Source organism: Leucobacter chromiisoli, from assembly GCF_016522505.1.
In the GTDB taxonomy this organism is placed as follows: Bacteria; Actinomycetota; Actinomycetes; order Actinomycetales; family Microbacteriaceae; genus Leucobacter; species Leucobacter chromiisoli.
Map to the genome: position 1 here is coordinate 138,687 of NZ_JAEHOH010000003.1, position 17,260 is coordinate 155,946.

General features: G+C 69.6%; 16 protein-coding genes. 5 read left to right on the plus strand and 11 right to left on the minus strand.

Annotated features, from left to right (window positions below; all coding sequences use genetic code 11):
* Window positions 1-324: a putative endonuclease domain-containing protein gene (locus JD276_RS03390; protein ID WP_200113916.1), complete on the minus strand. Its 324-nt coding sequence runs from the start codon at window positions 322-324 to the stop codon at window positions 1-3.
* A 155-nt stretch (window positions 325-479) separates the two neighbouring features.
* Window positions 480-2,591: a DNA gyrase/topoisomerase IV subunit B gene (locus tag JD276_RS03395; RefSeq protein ID WP_200113918.1), complete on the minus strand. Its 2,112-nt coding sequence runs from the start codon at window positions 2,589-2,591 to the stop codon at window positions 480-482.
* A 192-nt stretch (window positions 2,592-2,783) separates the two neighbouring features.
* Here JD276_RS03395 and JD276_RS03400 point away from each other — a divergent pair, with 192 nt between their 5' ends.
* Window positions 2,784-3,014 carry a DUF7455 domain-containing protein gene (locus tag JD276_RS03400; RefSeq protein ID WP_200113919.1) on the plus strand — a complete coding sequence of 77 codons (231 nt, stop codon included), beginning with the start codon at window positions 2,784-2,786 and terminating at the stop codon, window positions 3,012-3,014.
* A 79-nt stretch (window positions 3,015-3,093) separates the two neighbouring features.
* Here the strand turns inward: JD276_RS03400 and JD276_RS03405 are convergent, their stop codons facing one another.
* Window positions 3,094-4,380 (minus strand): RNA polymerase sigma factor, encoded by a 1,287-nt coding sequence (locus JD276_RS03405; RefSeq protein ID WP_200113920.1) that lies wholly within the window; start codon window positions 4,378-4,380, stop codon window positions 3,094-3,096.
* A gap of 214 nt (window positions 4,381-4,594) precedes the next feature.
* The gene (locus JD276_RS03410; protein ID WP_200113921.1) at window positions 4,595-5,524 is read right to left on the minus strand and encodes a proteasome assembly chaperone family protein; all 930 of its coding nucleotides are present in this window, start codon (window positions 5,522-5,524) and stop codon (window positions 4,595-4,597) included.
* A 206-nt stretch (window positions 5,525-5,730) separates the two neighbouring features.
* Between JD276_RS03410 and lpdA the strand changes: the two genes are divergently transcribed.
* Complete coding sequence (gene lpdA, locus JD276_RS03415; RefSeq protein ID WP_200113923.1) at window positions 5,731-7,104, plus strand: dihydrolipoyl dehydrogenase; 1,374 nt, start codon at window positions 5,731-5,733, stop codon at window positions 7,102-7,104.
* Window positions 7,105-7,150: 46 nt separating this feature from the next.
* The gene (gene sucB, locus JD276_RS03420) at window positions 7,151-9,019 is read left to right on the plus strand and encodes a 2-oxoglutarate dehydrogenase, E2 component, dihydrolipoamide succinyltransferase (protein WP_200113924.1); all 1,869 of its coding nucleotides are present in this window, start codon (window positions 7,151-7,153) and stop codon (window positions 9,017-9,019) included.
* On the opposite strand, the gene JD276_RS03425 is transcribed toward sucB, so the two are convergent.
* Entirely contained in the window at window positions 8,961-9,599 is a 639-nt protein-coding gene (locus JD276_RS03425; protein WP_200113925.1) for a hypothetical protein, read from the minus strand. The genes sucB and JD276_RS03425 overlap by 59 nt on opposite strands.
* A 285-nt stretch (window positions 9,600-9,884) precedes the next feature.
* Here JD276_RS03425 and JD276_RS03430 point away from each other — a divergent pair, with 285 nt between their 5' ends.
* Complete coding sequence (locus JD276_RS03430; RefSeq protein WP_200113926.1) at window positions 9,885-10,592, plus strand: DUF4191 domain-containing protein; 708 nt, start codon at window positions 9,885-9,887, stop codon at window positions 10,590-10,592.
* Between the two features lie 85 nt (window positions 10,593-10,677).
* On the opposite strand, the gene JD276_RS03435 is transcribed toward JD276_RS03430, so the two are convergent.
* A complete protein-coding gene (locus JD276_RS03435; protein ID WP_200113928.1) occupies window positions 10,678-11,109 on the minus strand; it encodes an RDD family protein in 432 nt (143 codons plus the stop codon).
* Between the two features lie 137 nt (window positions 11,110-11,246).
* Here JD276_RS03435 and glnA point away from each other — a divergent pair, with 137 nt between their 5' ends.
* Entirely contained in the window at window positions 11,247-12,671 is a 1,425-nt protein-coding gene (gene glnA, locus JD276_RS03440; RefSeq protein ID WP_200113936.1) for a type I glutamate--ammonia ligase, read from the plus strand.
* 128 nt (window positions 12,672-12,799) lie between these two features.
* Here the strand turns inward: glnA and JD276_RS03445 are convergent, their stop codons facing one another.
* From JD276_RS03445 to JD276_RS03465, 5 genes are all read right to left on the minus strand, one after another.
* On the minus strand, window positions 12,800-14,158 hold the full coding sequence (locus JD276_RS03445) for an NAD-dependent succinate-semialdehyde dehydrogenase (RefSeq protein WP_200113938.1): 1,359 nt from the start codon (window positions 14,156-14,158) through the stop codon (window positions 12,800-12,802).
* A 100-nt stretch (window positions 14,159-14,258) separates the two neighbouring features.
* The gene (locus tag JD276_RS03450) at window positions 14,259-15,437 is read right to left on the minus strand and encodes a fumarylacetoacetate hydrolase family protein (protein WP_307866424.1); all 1,179 of its coding nucleotides are present in this window, start codon (window positions 15,435-15,437) and stop codon (window positions 14,259-14,261) included.
* Window positions 15,434-15,913 (minus strand): VOC family protein, encoded by a 480-nt coding sequence (locus tag JD276_RS03455; RefSeq protein ID WP_200113940.1) that lies wholly within the window; start codon window positions 15,911-15,913, stop codon window positions 15,434-15,436. The genes JD276_RS03450 and JD276_RS03455 overlap by 4 nt, the downstream gene beginning before the upstream one ends.
* Window positions 15,894-16,334: a cytidine deaminase family protein gene (locus JD276_RS03460; protein WP_200113942.1), complete on the minus strand. Its 441-nt coding sequence runs from the start codon at window positions 16,332-16,334 to the stop codon at window positions 15,894-15,896. The genes JD276_RS03455 and JD276_RS03460 overlap by 20 nt, the downstream gene beginning before the upstream one ends.
* Window positions 16,335-17,258 (minus strand): ABC transporter permease, encoded by a 924-nt coding sequence (locus JD276_RS03465; protein ID WP_200113944.1) that lies wholly within the window; start codon window positions 17,256-17,258, stop codon window positions 16,335-16,337. It abuts the gene before it with no gap.
* Window positions 17,259-17,260 lie beyond the last annotated feature (2 nt).

The following is a 17,260-nucleotide window of genomic DNA, read 5'->3' on the forward strand; positions in this document are numbered from 1 at the left end:
TCATGTTCGTTTCAGCACGGCGAAACGCACAGAAGCGTCCCCGATCTCGCCACCTCCTCGCGAGTAACCCGGAGGCGTCCAGCCGTGTCTCCTGAGCGCATCGAACGTCTGCTCTCGAAGTTCATTCGCCCTGACGTAGAGCAGCTGGGACGTCACTCGGATCACCTCCCACCCGGCACTACCGTAGTCGCGGTACTTCCGGATGTCTCGATTCCACTGCGCCGGTTCGGTCCGGTGACGGTCGCCCTCGTACTCGTGCGCCACGAGGTGCTCGGGGAACGCGATCTCACTGCACCCCAGCAGGCGGCCCGCATCGTCGAACACGTCGTAATCCAACTCGGGCTCGGGGACGCCCCACTCGCTGAGCAGGAGTCGCAGATGTCACTCCGAATCGGGGACGCATAAGCCCGTATTCAGCATCTGGAAGGTGAAGAGGCGTCCCCGATTCGCCGGGAACGGGAAGGGGAACCGCGCGGCGGCTACGCGTCGATGCGCTCGCGATCGAGGTCGTCCGCGTTGTCGATGATGAACTCCTTGCGCGGCGCGACCTCGTTGCCCATGAGCAGCTCGAACATCTGCGCCGCGGCGTGCGCATCCTCGAAGCGCACCCGGCGCAGCGTGCGGTGCTCGCGGTCCATCGTCGTCTCGGCGAGCTGATCGGCGTCCATCTCGCCGAGGCCCTTGTACCGCTGGATCGGCTCCTGATACTTCTTGCCGCGCCGCCGGAGGTCCGCCAGCAGCGCATTCAACTCGCGCTCGCTGTAGGTGTAGATCACGTCGTTGGGCTTGCGGCCCGAGTTCTGCACGACGACCCGGTGCAGCGGCGGCACGGCCGCGTACACGCGCCCCGCCTCGAGCATCGGGCGCATGTAGCGGAAGAACAGGGTGAGCAGCAGCGTGCGGATGTGCGCCCCGTCCACGTCGGCGTCGCTCATCAGGATCACCTTGCCGTAGCGGGCCGCGTCGAGGTCGAAGTCGCGCCCCGAGCCGGCGCCGATGACCTTGATGATCGCGCCGCACTCGGCGTTGCCGAGCATCTCGGCGATCGAGGCCTTCTGCACGTTCAGGATCTTGCCCCGGATCGGCAGCAGCGCCTGGTACTCGCTGTTCCTGGCCGGCTTGGCGGTGCCGAGGGCGCTGTCGCCCTCGACGATGAACAGCTCGCTGTTGGCGACGTCCCTGGAGCGGCAGTCGATGAGCTTCGCCGGCAGCGACGAGCTCTCGAGCGAGCTCTTGCGTCGGGCGGTGTCGCGCTGAGCCCGCAGCGCGATCCGGGACTTCATCTCGGACACCATCTTCTCGAGGAGCGTGCCCGTCTGCGCCTTGTCGTGGCGCTTCGGCGATTCGAACCGCTCATCGAGTCCCTTGACGATCGCCCGCGAGACGATCTGCCGCACGGCGGCCGTGCCGAGCACCTCCTTGGTCTGGCCCTCGAACTGTGGCTCGGGCACCCGGACGGTCACGACGGCCGTGAGGCCGGTCAGGATGTCGTCCTTCTCGGGCTTGTCCGAGCCGGCCTTGAGCTTGCGGGCGTTCTGCTCGATCTGCTTGCGGAAGAACTTGACGAGGCCCTGCTCGAAACCGCTGAGGTGGGTCCCGCCCTTGGGGGTCGCGATGATGTTGACGAAGCTCTGCACCTCGGTCTCGTAGCCCGTGCCCCACCGCAGCGCGATGTCCACCTCGCAGGTGCGCTCCACCTCGCGCGAGACGAGGTGCCCCGTGGCCTCGTCCATGACGGGCACGGTCTCGGTGAACGTCCCGGAGTCGGCGATGCGCCACGTCTCGGTGACGGGGGCGTCGACGGCCAGGAAGTCGACGAACTCGGAGAGCCCGCCGTCGAAGGCGAAGCGGTGCACCGCGGGCTCGCCGGTCTCCTCGTGGCGCGACTCGGAGCGTTCGTCGCGGATCTCGATGGCGAGCCCGGGCACGAGGAACGCCGTCTGCCTGGCGCGTGCCACGAGCGACTCCGGCTCGAAGCGGGCGGTCGGCAGGAAGATCTGAGGATCCGCCCAGTAGCGCACGCGCGTGCCCGTGACGCCCTTCTTGACCTTGCCGACGACGCGCAGTTCGGAGGACTTCTCGAACGGCGTGAACGGGCTCGTCGGAGTGTCGCCGTCGAACACGCCGGGTTCGCCGTGCCGGAACGACATCGCCCACGTCTTGCCGTCGCGATCCACCTCCACGTCGAGCCGGGAGGAGAGCGCGTTGACGACCGAGGCGCCGACGCCGTGGAGACCGCCGGAGCTCGCGTAGCCGCCGCCGCCGAACTTGCCGCCGGCGTGCAGCTTCGTGTACACGAGCTCGACGCCGGAGAGGCCGCTGCGGGGTTCGATGTCGACGGGCACGCCTCGGCCGTTGTCGGCGACGGTGACGCTGCCGTCGTCGTGGAGGGTGATGCGGATGTCGTCGCCGTGACCGGCGAGCGACTCGTCGACGGAGTTGTCGATGATCTCCCAGAGGCAGTGCATCAGGCCGCGGGAGTCGGTCGTGCCGATATACATGCCGGGCCTCTTGCGCACGGCCTCGAGGCCTTCGAGCACCGTCAGGTGCCGCGCCGAGTAACTCGACTCTTCCCGCTTGGATACTGCCACTGCGATCCCCTTTCCGAGGCGAACAGAACAACTGTAGAGGGTGTCGCCGACACGAGACGCACATGAGACCGGCGAGTGAGGATACCGCCCTCCGCTGCTACGCGCTCAGCGAACCGGGGCCGGTTCGCAGCCCGGACGGGGCTCGAACGTGCTTGGATGGAGGTGTCCACGAAAGAGAAAGGGGATGTTGCCATGACGACACTGGAGCAGGATCGCGCTGTGACCGCCGAGGTTGCCGATGCCGCGGACCGTCCCCTGAGCGGCCTCGACCGCTGCGACAGCTGCGGGGCTCAGGCCTACGTCCGGGCGGTGCTGAGCGGCAGCGAGCTGCTGTTCTGCGCTCACCACGCACGGAAGCACGAGGCCAAGCTCCGCCCCATGGCGGAGGTCTGGCACGACGAGACGCACAAGCTGCAGGCGTGACCCTGCGGCGCGAGCGCGCCGCAGGCACGACGACGAAGGCCCCGGGATCACTCCCGGGGCCTTCGTCGTCGTGCCGCTCCTACTCGAGGTAGTCGCGCAGCTGCTGCGAGCGGGAGGGGTGGCGCAGCTTCGCCATGGTCTTCGACTCGATCTGGCGGATGCGCTCGCGCGTCACACCGAAGGTGTCGCCGATCTGGTCGAGGGTCTTCGGCATGCCGTCGCCCAGGCCGAAGCGCATCCGGATCACGCCGGCCTCGCGCTCGGAGAGGGAGTCGAGCAGCTGCTCGAGCTGCTGCTGCAGCATCGTGAAGCCCACGGCGTCGGCGGGCACGACCGCCTCCGTGTCCTCGATGAGGTCGCCGAACTCGCTGTCGCCGTCCTCGCCCAGCGGCGTGTGGAGCGAGATCGGCTCGCGACCGTACTTCTGCACCTCGACGACCTTCTCGGGGGTCATGTCGAGCTCCCGGCTCAGCTCCTCGGGAGTGGGCTCCCGGCCCAGGTCCTGCAGCATCTGACGCTGCACGCGGGCGAGCTTGTTGATGACCTCGACCATGTGCACGGGGATGCGGATCGTGCGAGCCTGGTCGGCCATGGCGCGGGTGATCGCCTGCCGGATCCACCAGGTCGCGTAGGTCGAGAACTTGAAGCCCTTGGTGTAGTCGAACTTCTCGACCGCGCGGATGAGGCCCAGGTTGCCCTCCTGGATGAGGTCCAGGAACTGCATGCCGCGGCCCGTGTAGCGCTTCGCGAGCGAGACGACGAGGCGCAGGTTCGCGCCGAGCAGGTGGCTCTTGGCGCGCTGGCCGTCGCGCGCGACCCACTTCAGCTCGCGCTCGAGCTTCTTGGGCAGGCCGCTCTCGGTGGCGAGCTTCTCCTCTGCGAAGAGCCCCGCCTCGATCCGCATCGCCAGCTCGACCTCCTCGGCGGCGTTCAGCAGCGCCACCTTGCCGATCTGCTTCAGGTAGTCCTTCACGGGATCCGCGGTCGCGCCCGGGATCGCGGTGGTGACGGTCGGGACCTCCTCGTCCTCCGAGGAGCGGAGCACGATGGCCCCCGTGGGGAGCGGCTCCACCGGGACGGTGGACTTCTTCGCTGCGCCGGACGCCTGCTCGGCGCCCTCCGGCTCCTCGTGGGTCTCGGTCTCGTCGGGCTCGTCGGCGACGGCGAAGAGATCGTCGTCCTTCTTCGCCCGCTTGGCGCCGGCCTTCTTCGCCGGAGCCTTCTTCGCCGCGGTCTTCTTGGCCGGAGCGGCCTTCTTGGCGGGGGCCGCCTTCGTGCCCGCCGCCTTCTTCCCGGCCTCTTCCTCGGGGACCTCTTCGGTCTTCCGGGAAGTAGCACGAGTCTTGGTCGTGGTTGCAGTTGCCACGCGGCCGCCTCTCTGTGTCGGGATCCATGTGTGCGCGTCGGACGTCGGCCCGACACTGCTCACAGCATGAAAACCCATGTCAAGCCCGGTTTATTCCCGCGCGCGGGAATCGGCAACCGGTTTGAATGGGCTTACTCTCCCATTATTGCATGGCGGAAGCGGGTTTCCTGACCACGGGGCGGGCTCCCGGCCGCCGGGGCGGACTCCCGGACGCTCAGCGCTCCCTGCCGTCCGACTCCCCGCCGTCGCGCTGCTGCGCGAGGAAGTTCTCGAGCTCGGTGGCCAGCTGATCGGCCGTCGGGATCGACCCGTCCTCGCTGATGAGGGGGGATCTCGGCGACTGCTCCTCCATGTACTGGTCGTAACGGGTCTCGAGTCCGTGCACCATCTCGGCGGATTCCTCGTTCTCGGCGAGCTGGGCGTCCAGCTGGGCGTGGAACGCCCGTGAGGACTCGCGCACCTCGTCGGTGGCGAGGATCAGGCCCGTCGCCGCCATGATGCCGTCGAGCGCCGCGAGCAGCGCCTCCGGATACTCGGTGTTGCCGAGGTAGTGCGGCACGAGCAGCGCGAAGCCGACGACCTCCTCGCCGAGCCCGTGCAGCCGGTACTCGAGCACGTGCCCCGCCGACGCGGCCAGCTTCGTGGTCGGCCGCCACACGGACCGGGCCTCGATGAGGTCGTCGCGGGTGCCGCTCACCGTGCTGCGCAGCGGGCGGGTGTGCGGGACGGGCATGGGGATCGCGTGCGTCCAGACCGTGGTCGACACCTCGAACTCGTGGACAAGGAGCAGCACCGTGTCGATGAACTGATCCCACTTGAAGTCCGGCTCGTACCCGCTCAGGATCAAGAACGGCTTGCCGAGCTCGTCGTGCGCCAGCGCGAGCGTCAGCTCTTCGGGGGCGTAGTTCGTGAGGTGATCCTCGTCGAAGGTGATCACCGGTCTGCGGGCTCGGTAGTCGAGCAGCAGGTCGGCGTTGAATCGCAGGATCTCCTCGGGCCGGTAGCGGTCCCACAGATACGTCTCGAGCTGGCCGACGGCGCTGCCGGCGTCGCTGAGCCCCATGAGGGCCACGACGAGCGGCAGACCGCGCGGCACGCCTGCGCGGCGCTCCGCGTACTCCGCCGAGAAGATCGATTCGTTCACACCTCCATCCTACGAAAGCGGACAGCCCTCGGACGGGTTCCGCATCACGCCGTCAGCGAACCCCGAGGAAGCGCCGAGCGCGCTCGACGGGCCCTCCTCGGGGCTTCTCACTGAAACGCGGCGGCTGGGTAGTAGGGTGGAAGCGGTGCAGGCGGCACGCCGCCGGGCACCGCAGAGCGAACGCGCACAACCGAGGGAGATCCCACTTGGCCGATCAGCAGTTTGACATCGTCGTCCTGGGCGGCGGGAGCGCCGGTTACGCCGCCGCGATCCGCGCGAAGCAGCTGGGCTTCAGCGCCGCCGTCATCGAGAAGGGCAAGCTGGGCGGCACCTGCCTCCACCGCGGCTGCGTTCCGACGAAGGCCCTGCTCCACTCGGCCGAGGTCGCCGACGTGGCGCGCGAGGGCGCGAAGTACGGCGTGAACTCGGGCGTCGAGAGCATCGACATCGTCGGAGTCAACTCCTACAAGGACGGGATCGTCGCGTCGAAGTTCAAGGGCCTGCAGGGCCTGCTCAAGGCGAACGGCATCACCGTCATCGAGGGTGAGGGCCGCCTCGCCTCCCCCGATACCGTTCGCGTGGGCGACGACAACATCGTCGGCAAGCACATCGTGCTCGCGACGGGCTCCTACTCCCGCTCGCTGCCCGGCCTCGAGCTCGGCGGACGCGTCATCGCGAGCGAGCAGGCGCTGCAGCTGCAGGAGATCCCGAACCGCGTGGTGATCCTCGGCGGCGGTGTGATCGGCGTCGAGTTCGCGAGCGTCTGGCGCTCCTTCGGCGCCGAGGTCACGATCGTCGAGGGCCTGCCCCACCTCGTGCCGAACGAGGAGGAGTCCGTCTCGAAGCAGCTCGAGCGCGCCTTCCGCAAGCGCGGCATCGACTTCAAGCTCGGCGTGCGCTTCCAGGGCGCCACGCAGGACGAGAACGGCGTCGAGGTGACCCTTGAGGACGGTACGACGCTCTCGGCCGACTACCTGCTCGTCGCCGTGGGCCGCGGCCCCTCGACGCAGGGACTCGGCTTCGAGGAGGTCGGCGTCGAGATGGATCGCGGCTTCGTGCTCACGAACGAGCGGCTCGCGACCAACGTGCCCGGCGTCTACGCGATCGGCGACATCGTGCCCGGCCTGCAGCTCGCGCACCGCGGCTACCAGCAGGGCATCTTCGTCGCCGAGGAGATCGCGGGGCTGAACCCGGTCGTCGTCGAGGACGTGAACGTGCCCAAGGTCACCTACTGCGACCCCGAGATCGCCTCCGTCGGCCTGACCGAGGCGAAGGCCAAGGAGCAGTACGGCGAGGGCAGCGTCACCGCCTACGAGTACAACCTCGCGGGCAACGCGAAGAGCTCGATCCTGGGCACGGCGGGCACGGTGAAGGCCGTCCGGGTGAACGACGGCCCCGTGGTGGGCGTCCACATGATCGGCGCGCGGGTGGGAGAGCTCGTGGGCGAGGCCCAGCTCATCGTGAACTGGGAGGCCTACCCCGAGGACGTCGCCCCCTTCGTGCACGGACACCCCACGCAGAACGAGACCATCGGCGAGGCCATGCTGAAGCTCGCCGGCAAGCCCCTGCACGCGATCTGAATCGCCGCGCACCAGACGAACAACGATACGAACGGAGAACAACGCCATGAGTGAATCGCTCGTGCTCCCCCCACTGGGCGAGAGCGTCACCGAAGGCACGGTGACCCGCTGGCTCAAGAAGGTCGGAGAAACCGTCGCCGTCGATGAGCCGCTGCTCGAGGTGTCCACCGACAAGGTCGACACCGAGATCCCCTCGCCCTTCGAGGGCGTGCTCGAGGAGATCCTGGTGCAGGAGGACGAGACGGCCGAGGTCGGCGCCGCGCTCGCGCGCATCGGATCCGGCGATGGTGCGTCGGCGTCCGAGGCCGAGTCCGCGCAGGAGGCGCAGCCCGCTGCAGAGGCCGAGCAGCAGCCGGCCGCCCAGGCCGAGCCCGCGCCGGCCGCGGAGGCGCCGGCGGCCGAGCCCCAGGAGCAGGCTCCGTCGCAGGCGGAGGCGCCGCAGCAGCCGGCCCAGGCCGAGTTCCAGCAGTCGGGCGGCGATCTCCAGGACATCGTGCTCCCCGCGCTCGGCGAGAGCGTCACCGAGGGAACCGTGACCCGCTGGCTCAAGAAGGTCGGCGACTCGGTCGAGGTCGACGAGTCCCTGCTCGAGGTGTCCACCGACAAGGTCGACACCGAGGTTCCGTCGCCCGTCGCCGGCGTCGTGCACGAGATCCTGGTGCAGGAGGACGAGACCGCGGAGGTCGGCGCCGTGCTCGCACGCGTCGGCAGCGGCGCACCGGCGCAGGCCGAGCCCGCCCCCGAGCAGACGGCTCAGGATCCCGCTCCCGCCCAGGAGCAGGCCCCCGCCCCGCCGCAGGAGGCGCCTCAGCAGGAGACCCCGAAGGCCGATGAGGCCCCCGCTCAGGAACAGGCGCCCGCCCAGGAGCAGGCCCCCGCTCAGGAACAGGCCGCCCCCGCGGCCGAGCAGGCCCCCGCGAAGGTCGACGAGGCCCCGGCGCCCGAGCAGGGCGCCCCGGCTGCTGCGGCACCGGCTGCTGCGCCCGCGCACGCGGCTCCCGCCGGCGGCTCCCAGGCCGGCTACGTGACGCCGATCGTGCGGAAGCTCGCCAACGAGTCGGGCGTCGACCTCACGAAGGTCTCCGGTACCGGCGTCGGCGGACGCATCCGCAAGGAGGACGTGCTCGCCGCTGCGAAGGACGGAGCCGGGGCATCTCAGCCGACCGCGGCCGCCGCACCCGCGCCCGTCGAGGTCTCGCCGCTGCGCGGCACCACGCAGAAGATGAGCCGCCTGCGCAAGGTGATCTCCGAGCGCGCCGTCACGTCGCTCAACACGACGGCCCAGCTCACCACCGTGGTCGAGGTCGACGTGACCCGCATCGCGAAGCTCCGCCAGGCGAAGAAGGACGAGTTCCTCTCCCGGACCGGGTCGAAGCTCTCCTTCCTGCCGTTCTTCGCGCTGGCGGCCGCGGAGGCCCTCCGCACCTACCCGATCATCAACGCGACGATCGACGGCGACTCCATCGTCTACCCGAGCACCGAGAACATCAGCATCGCGGTCGACACCGAGCGCGGCCTGCTGACGCCGGTGCTGCGAGACGCGGGCGAGAAGAACCTCGCCCAGATCTCCTCCGAGATCGCCGATCTGGCGGCGCGCACCCGTGACAACAAGCTGAAGCCCGACGAGCTCGCCGGCGGCACCTTCACGCTCACCAACACCGGTTCGCGCGGCGCCCTGTTCGACACGCCGCTCGTGTTCCTGCCGCAGGTCGCCATCCTCGGCACGGGCGCGGTCGTGAAGAAGCCCGTCGTGGTCTCGACCGATGACGGCGACGCCATCGCCATCCACTCCACCGTCAATCTCGCGATCTCCTACGATCACCGGGTCGTCGACGGCGCGGATGCCGCGCGCTTCCTCACTCAGGTGAAGCAGCGCCTCGAGGCCGGTCGGTTCGAGGACGATCTCGGCCTCTAGCCGCGATCCGCAGCATCTCCGCGAGGAGTCGGGGCCGCGTTCGTTCCACGGGGACGGCGCGGCCCCGCTCCGTCCCCCTGCCCGCGCCGCCGCTGCGGACGGGCCCGGAGGCGGAGCGGGCCGGGGGCAGCGGCGTGATCCTGCGCCCGACGGCGTGCGCGACGGCCTCGAGCGCGTCTTCGCGCCGCCAGCCGACGCGCTGCGTCACGGCCGCGTCGGCGATGCCCTCGATCGCCTCCTCCAGGGCCTCCTCCATCAGGGCCCCCGCCCCCACCGCGTCCCAGGCCGCGAGCACGCGCCTCAGCGTTCCGCGGGGAACCCCGAGCGCCGCGCACGCGGCATCGTGACCGCACTGCTCGTGAGCCCGTCTCCGAGCGCGGCGGTACCGCTCGCCTCCGGCGTCGACCCGGATCGCCCTCGCGACGCCGCGGCGCGCCACGATCGCGATCTCGGTGCTCAGCAGTTCCCCGACGCACCAGCCCGAGGCGCGCGCGTCGATCCCCGCGCGGCACAGGCCGCCGAGTCTCCAGGCCAGCTCGCCGGCGGATCCCGCCTCGGCGCGTCCGACGCCGACGCCCACGCTCGCTCCGCTCCGTCCACCTGGTCGCATCGCCGCCCTCGCTCTCCTCGCAGCCGCTCCGCGGCGTTCCCGGCCCGGGCCTCCCCGCCAGCGTCCCGGCGGTCGTTCTCCCGGTCGTCCCTGCAGCATGCCCGCTGCTCGCCGCACGCGCACGGCGAGACCGCCCGATGTGGACGACACCCCGGGTATGAGGTGCTCAACGCGTCTGTGAGCGACTGGGGACAGCGATCCGCCCGGTCACGGGTCGGGCGTCGCTCCCCTCGTCGAGGCGATACCATGGAAGGTATGCCCAAGGACAAGAACCAGAGCGTCGCCAAGGAGCCAGGCCGCATCAAGCAGATGGTGCAGATCTACCGCACCACGAAGGAGCACGACCGCGCGCTCCCGTTCGTACTGCTCCTGTGCTTCCTCGCTCCCATCGCACTTTCGGTACTGCTGGCGTGGCTGCTGGGCGGCGGATGGATCTCCTGGATCCTGTGGCCGGTGACCGGCGTCCTCGTCGGCATCCTCCTGGTCATGATCGTGCTCGGCCGGCGGGCCGAGAAGATGGCCTACCAGCGCATCGCCGGCCAGCCCGGCGCCGTCGGGGCGGTCGTCCAGGGCGCGCTGCGCCGCTCCTGGCGCGGGTCGGAGGTCCCGGTGGCGGTGACCCGCAACCAGGACGCCGTCTACCGGGTCGTCGGGCGCGGCGGCATCGTCCTCATCGGCGAGGGCCCGGCGCAGCGCACGAAGCCGCTGCTGGCCGCGGAGGAGCGGAAGGTCAAGCGGGTGCTCCCCACCGTGCAGGTCACGCGTCTGCAGGTCGGTCCCGACGCCGACAGCGTCCCCCTGGAGAAGCTCTCCCGCACACTCCTCAAGATCAAGCCGGTGCTGCGCCGGCAGGAGGTCGTCGCGGTGCACAACCGGCTCTCGTCCCTGCAGTCGCAGGCGTCGCCGGTCGGGATCCCGAAGGGGATCGACCCGATGAAGGTGCGCTCGCAGCGTCCCCGCTGATCGAGCGCCCCAGCTCGATCCCTCAGAGAGAACGGGCCTCTCCCGCGAGTGCGCGGGAGAGGCCCGTTCTCGGTGCGGCTCGGGGTCACATCCGGATCAGCACGGTCCCGGCGATCTTGTCGTGGAAGCCGCGCTGATCGGAGTCCCAGACGAGGACCGGGATCACGAGCGCCAGCAGGACCGTCCGCAGGACCGGGCGCCACGGCCCCACCCAGCCGCCGGCGATCGGCACGACGCGCATCCCGCAGATCCGGTGGCCGATCGACCCCCCGAGGGTGGGGATGAAGATCACCTGCATGGCGAGGAAGATGCCGTACTGCCACCACGAAGCCTGCGGGCCGCCGATCAGCAGGTAGGCCGGGAGGGCGGCGATGGCCCAGTCGATGCAGAGGGCGAGGGCGCGACGGCCGAGGCGCGCGACGGAGCGCGGTCCGGTCTCCGGGAGCCCGAGCCGCTCCCCCGGCCACTTGCTGGGTTCGAGATCTCCGAATCGCTGCGGCTGCTGGGGTGCGGGCATGACTCCGATTCTATTGCCTGCGGCGGACGCCCGTAACAGCGCCGAAACACGGCTCACACGATAACGAAACCCGCCTCGCGTAAGGTGGTGTGCAGACCGAACGGCACCAGTCCGGTGCTCTGGCGATGAGGAGCAGCATGTTCAAGACCCCCCAGGAAGTCCTCGACTATATCAAGGAGACCGACGTCAAGTTCCTTGATGTCCGGTTCACCGATCTGCCGGGGGTGCAGCAGCACTTCAACATCCCCGCATCGACCGTCGACCTGGACTTCTTCGAGGTCGGGCAGATGTTCGACGGCTCCTCCATCCGCGGCTTCGCCGGCATCGCCGAGTCGGACATGCAGCTCATCCCCGACGTCACCACGGCCTACCTCGATCAGTTCCGCGCTGAGCGCACTCTGATCATGCTGTTCGACATCTTCAACCCCCGCACCGGCGAGATCTACTCGAAGGATCCCCGCCAGGTCGCGAAGAAGGCCGAGCGCTACCTCTCCTCGACCGGCATCGCGGACACGGCCTTCTTCGCGCCGGAGGCCGAGTTCTACATCCTCGACTCCGTGCGCTACGAGACCACTCCTCGCCGCACCTTCTACGAGATCGACTCGGAGGAGGCGCACTGGAACTCCGCCCGCAAGTACGAGGGCGGCAACCTGGGCAACACGACGAGCGAGAAGGGCGGCTACTTCCCCGTCTCCCCCGTCGACAAGCAGGCCGATCTGCGCGATGACATCTCGCTGCGCCTGATCGACGCCGGCCTCGAGCTCGAGCGTTCGCACCACGAGGTGGGCGCGCCCGGCCAGGCCGAGATCAACTACCGCTTCGACACGATGGTCAAGGCGGCCGACGACGTGCTGAAGTTCAAGTACGTGGTGAAGAACACCGCCGAGCTGTGGGGCAAGACGGCGACCTTCATGCCGAAGCCGGTCTTCGGCGACAACGGCTCGGGCATGCACACCCACATGTCGCTCTGGAAGGGCGGCGAGCCGCTGTTCTACGACGAGAACGGCTACGGCGGCCTCTCCGACGTCGCCCGCTGGTTCATCGGCGGCATCCTGCACCACGCGCCGGCGGTGCTCGCGTTCACCAACCCGACCATCAACAGCTACCGTCGCCTGGTCAAGGGCTACGAGGCCCCCGTGAACCTCGCCTACTCGGCCGGCAACCGCTCCGCCGCGGTGCGCATCCCGCTGACCGGCTCGAACCCGAAGGCGAAGCGCATCGAGTTCCGCGCGCCCGACGCCTCCGGCAACCCCTATCTCGCATTCGCCGCGCAGCTCATGGCGGGCCTCGACGGCATCCGCAACCGCATCGAGCCGATGGAGCCGATCGACAAGGATCTCTACGAGCTGCCCCCGGAGGAGGCGAAGAACATCCCCCAGGTGCCCGGCTCGCTCGAGGAGGCGCTCGACGCGCTCGAGGCGGACCACGCGTTCCTGCTCGAGGGCGGCGTGTTCACCGAGGAGCTGATCCAGACCTGGATCGAGTACAAGCGCGAGAACGAGATCGCCCCGCTGGCGCTGCGGCCGCACCCCTACGAGTTCGAGATGTACTACGGCGTGTAGCGCGCGACGCCCCGGTCACGTCCACGGACAGGCCGTGCATTGCCCCTCACGATGCGCGATCGTGAGGGGCAATCTCCATTCCCCGGGGATCCAATGACGGCGCCGCTGCTCGATCCCCCACAGGGCGTCTAGTGCCGGATCGTCATCCGGTTCGCGAACTCGTCGATGCCGAGTGGGCCGAGTTCGCGGCCGATGCCCGACCTCTTGATGCCGCCGAAGGGCATGTCGGCCTGCGATCCGCCGGCCTGGTTCACGTACACCATGCCGGCCTCGATGCGCGCGCCGATCTCGCGGGCCCGCCGTCGATCGCTGCTGAAGACGCTCGAGCCGAGGCCGAACTCGGTGTCGTTGGCGAGCGCGAGCGCCTCCTCGACGTCGGCGGCGCGGTAGAGCACGACGACGGGCCCGAAGATCTCCTCGCGGTATGCGTCGGTGCCGGGCCGCACGTCGCTGAGCACGGCGGGCTCCATGAGCGCGCTCGTGTCGTCCAGCAGCGCGCCGCCGGTGTGCAGCGTCGCGCCCTGTTCCACCGCGCGCCGCACCTGCGCCACGACCTCCTCGGCGGCGGCGCGCGACGACAGCGGTGCGAGCGAGGCCGTCTCGTCGAACGGATCGCCGGCGCGGTACCGCTCAGTCTCGGCGACCACCGCGGCGAGCAGCTCGTCGTACAGATCGTCCAGCACGATGACCCGCTTCGGCGCGTTGCACGCTTGGCCGGCGTTGCTCAGGCGCGAGGCGACGATCGTCCCGGCCGTCCCTGCGACGTCGTCGGAGTCGAGCACGATCAGCGGATCCGAGCCCCCGAGTTCGAGCACGACCTTCTTCAGGTAGCGACCCGCCGTCTCGGCGACGACCCGACCGGCGCGCTCGCTGCCGGTGAGGGAGACGCCCTGGACGGCGGGGTGCGCGATCACCTGCTCGACCTGTGAGGTCGAGATGAAGAGGTTGCGGTAGACGCCTTCCGGCACGTTTGCCTCGGTCAGCGCGTCGACGATCGCGAGCGCCGTCTCGGGGCAGTTCGAGGCGTGCTTGAGCACCATGGTGTTCCCGAGCGCGAGGTTCGGGGCGACGAATCTCGCGACCTGGTACACCGGGTAGTTCCAGGGCATGATGCCGAGGATCACCCCGGTCGGGCGGCGGCGGATCGTCACGGTGCCGCCGACGATGTCGAGCTGCTCGTCGGCGAGGAGTTCGTCCGCCCGATCGGCGTAGTAGCGGAAGATGGAGACGACCGTCTCGATCTCGCCGCGGCCCTCGGCCGGGCGCTTGCCCATCTCGCGAGCCATGATCGGCAGGAAGTCGTCGATGCGCTCCTCGAACACGTCGGCGACGCGACGCGTCAGCGCCGCGCGGTCGGCGATCGTGCGGGCGGCCCAGTCGGGGAAGGCGGCGGCTGCGGCTTCGATCTCGTGCTGCAGCTCGTCGTCGCACAGGACGGGGTATTCGCTCAGCGTCTCGCCGCTGGCGGGGTTCACGACTCGGTACATAATCTCCTGCTTCTTCTCGTGGATGTGGGTTTCGTGCGGTGGATGCGTCCGTGCGCCGTCATCGGGCGGGGCGGAGGCGGGGCAGCCGTGGGCGCTGCCGCTACAGCAGCTCCCGCTCGCGCAGGTTCGCGAAGAAGTCCCAGATCCCGGTGCTCCACCGGGGCGCCGTCTGGGATTGGGCGACCGTGTTGACGAGCGCACCGAGCCGCGGGTTCGAGATGCTCACGCGATCCCCGAGCTCGTGGGTGAAGCCGGCGCCCGGCGCGCGCCGGTCGCGGGTGGGTGCGAACAGCGTGCCCGTGAAGAGCACGAAGCCGTCGGGGTACTGGTGGTGGTCGCCCCAGGCGTGGCGGATGAGGCTCTCGGGGTCGCGGCTGATGTTGCGCATCGAGCTGAATCCGTCGAGCACGAAGCCGTCCGGCCCCTCGACCTTCAGGCGCACGTCGAGCGACCGCACCGCGTCCATGTCGAAGGTGTCGTCGAAGACCCGCACGAACGGACCGATCGCGCACGACGCATTGTTGTCCTTCGCCTCGGTGAGCAGCAGCGCGCTGCGGCCCTCGAAGTCGCGCAGGTTCACGTCGTTGCCGAGGGTCGCGCCGACCGCGATGCCGTCGGCGCGCACGACGAGCACGACCTCGGGCTCGGGGTTGTTCCAGCTCGACGCTGCGTGCACGCCGATCGCCTGGCCGGTGCCGACCGCGGAGAGCACGGGCGCCTTCGTGAAGATCTCGGGGTCCGGACCGATGCCGACTTCGAGGTACTGCGACCACAGTCCCTCGGCCTGCAGCACCGCCTTCACCCCCTCCGCCTCGGGGGAGCCGGGCACGATGCTCGAGATCGCTCCGCCGATGGTCTCGACGAGCTGCTCGCGGATGCTCTTCGCCCGCGATGAGTCGCCTCCGGCGCGCTCCTCGATGACCCGTTCCAGCATGGACTCGACGAAGGTGACGCCCGCCGCTTTCACCACCTGCAGGTCGATCGGAGCGAGCAGCCGCAGCGCGTCGTCGGCGGGAGCCAGCGGATCGAAGTCGAGCGCGTCGGCGAGATCCCAGCCGGCGCGGTCCGTCTCGTTGCGCGCCTCGCGCAGCATCCCCGCGAGATCCGCGCGCGAGAACAGCACCGAGGCGGTCGGGCCGAGGTCCGTGATGTCGATGAGACGATCACCGTCGACGAGCACGAGGCTGGCACCGCCCGCGACGGGGTCGTGGATCCGGCCGACCAGCAGCGCGTCGGCGTCCTCGGGCAGCACCTCCCGCGCCTGCAGCCGCTCGGTCACCGTGCCGCCTCGCTCTCCGCAGCGGGCTCGACCATGCCGGGTTCCCCGCCCTCGTACCAGGCGAAGAACTCCCAGAACTCGCCGTTGGGCCCGTCGAAGTAGATGCAGCGCGCGTTCCACGGATAGTCGCGCGGCTCGGAGGCGAACTCGACGCCGCGTGCGCGGTACTCGTCGTAGGTGCGGTCGATCTCCTCGGGCGAGCCGAGCTCGCAGGCGAGCATGACGGTGCGGCCGGGCGCGGATGCGTCGTGGCCGGGGATGCCGGTGGCCCCCTCGAGCTGATTGCGCTCCCACAGCGCGAGGATCACGCCGGGGCCCTGGAAGTCGGCGAAGCCGGGCATCCGACTGCGCAGAGTGAAGCCGAGCTTCTGCGTGTAGAACTCGACGCTGCGATCGACGTCGGCGGTGATGAGGCAGATATCGGTGATGGTGGGCCGGCGGCGCGTCGACGGGTCGCTATCGGGCTGAAGGGTCATCGGGGGTCCAATCATTCTCGGAGGGGAACATCCATCGGTTGGGCATAAGCAGCTCGGCTGGCGCCATGACAACCGATCCGCGGTCGTCGATCATGACCTCCGCGTCCTGCGCGTAGGTGCCCATGAGCTCGCGGCAGACACCGCAGGGGTTCGTGACGACGATGTCGTCGGAGTCGTTCCTGCACACGGCGACCATCGCGACGAGCGGGCCGGCGCCCGCCATCTCGGCGTTGGCGATGGCCGAGGACTCCGCGCAGACGTTCACGCGGCGCGAGCCGATGTGCAGGCCGAGGTACACCCGGCCGTCGCTGCCGCGCACGGCTGCGGCGACCTGGTGGATCTCGGGGTGGTGGCGGGCTGCGAGCAGATCCCTCGCGGCCTCGAACAACTCGATGTGCCGAGCATCGGGTGCGCGTCTCATCTAGGCCTCCTCCAGTTTCGGGGTCGCGATGCGCATGCCTCCGGACTTGGAGGTGCGCGCGAGCACGACGAGGCCGACGAACGCCACGATGTACGGGAGCATCTGGCCGAACTGCGGCGGCATGACGGAGGCGTCCACCAGGATCGAGACGGCCGTCGCGAGCCCGAACAGCACGCACATCAGCGTGAGCAGCCCGACCCGGCCCCGACAGAAGATCACCGCGGCGAGCGCCACGAAGCCGAGGCCGCTCGTCATGCCCTCGGTGAACAGCGAGAGCTGCCCCATGCTGAGCTGCACGCCGGCGAGCGCGCACATCGCGAAGCACCACACCTGGGCGAGCACGCGCATGAGCGTGACGTTGCCGCCCGCCGCCGCGAGCGCCTCGGGGTGCTCGCCCGCCGCCTTCAGGTGCCGGGCGACCACCGTGTAGCGGGCGGCCAGCGCCAGCCCGATGACGATGATCCAGCTCAGGTAGGTGAGGATCGTGTGCCCGGAGAGCAGCGCCCCGAGCACCGGGACGTCGTCGAGGCCGGGGATCACGATCTTCGGCAGCTTCGGGATCGCGGTGTCGCTCAGCGTGCCCTTCACTCCGTACATGCTGCGCAGGAGGTAGACGGTCGCCCCGGCGGCGAAGATGTTCAGCACGATGCCCGCGACGAAGACATTGACCCGGAACACCGAGACGAGGATGCCGAAGATCGCGCCGGCGATCGCGCCGAGCAGGAGGGTGAGGATCACGGCGAGCGCGGCGTTGCCGGTGCCGAGGCCGATCACCACGCCGAAGAACGCGCCGAAGAGCATCGCGCCTTCGAGGCCGACGTTGAGATCCTTCGTCCACTCGGTCAGCAGGCAGCCGAGTGCTGCCAGCAGGATCGGGGTGATGAACCGGATCCCCGAGGAGAGGAATGCGTCGATGATGTCCATGC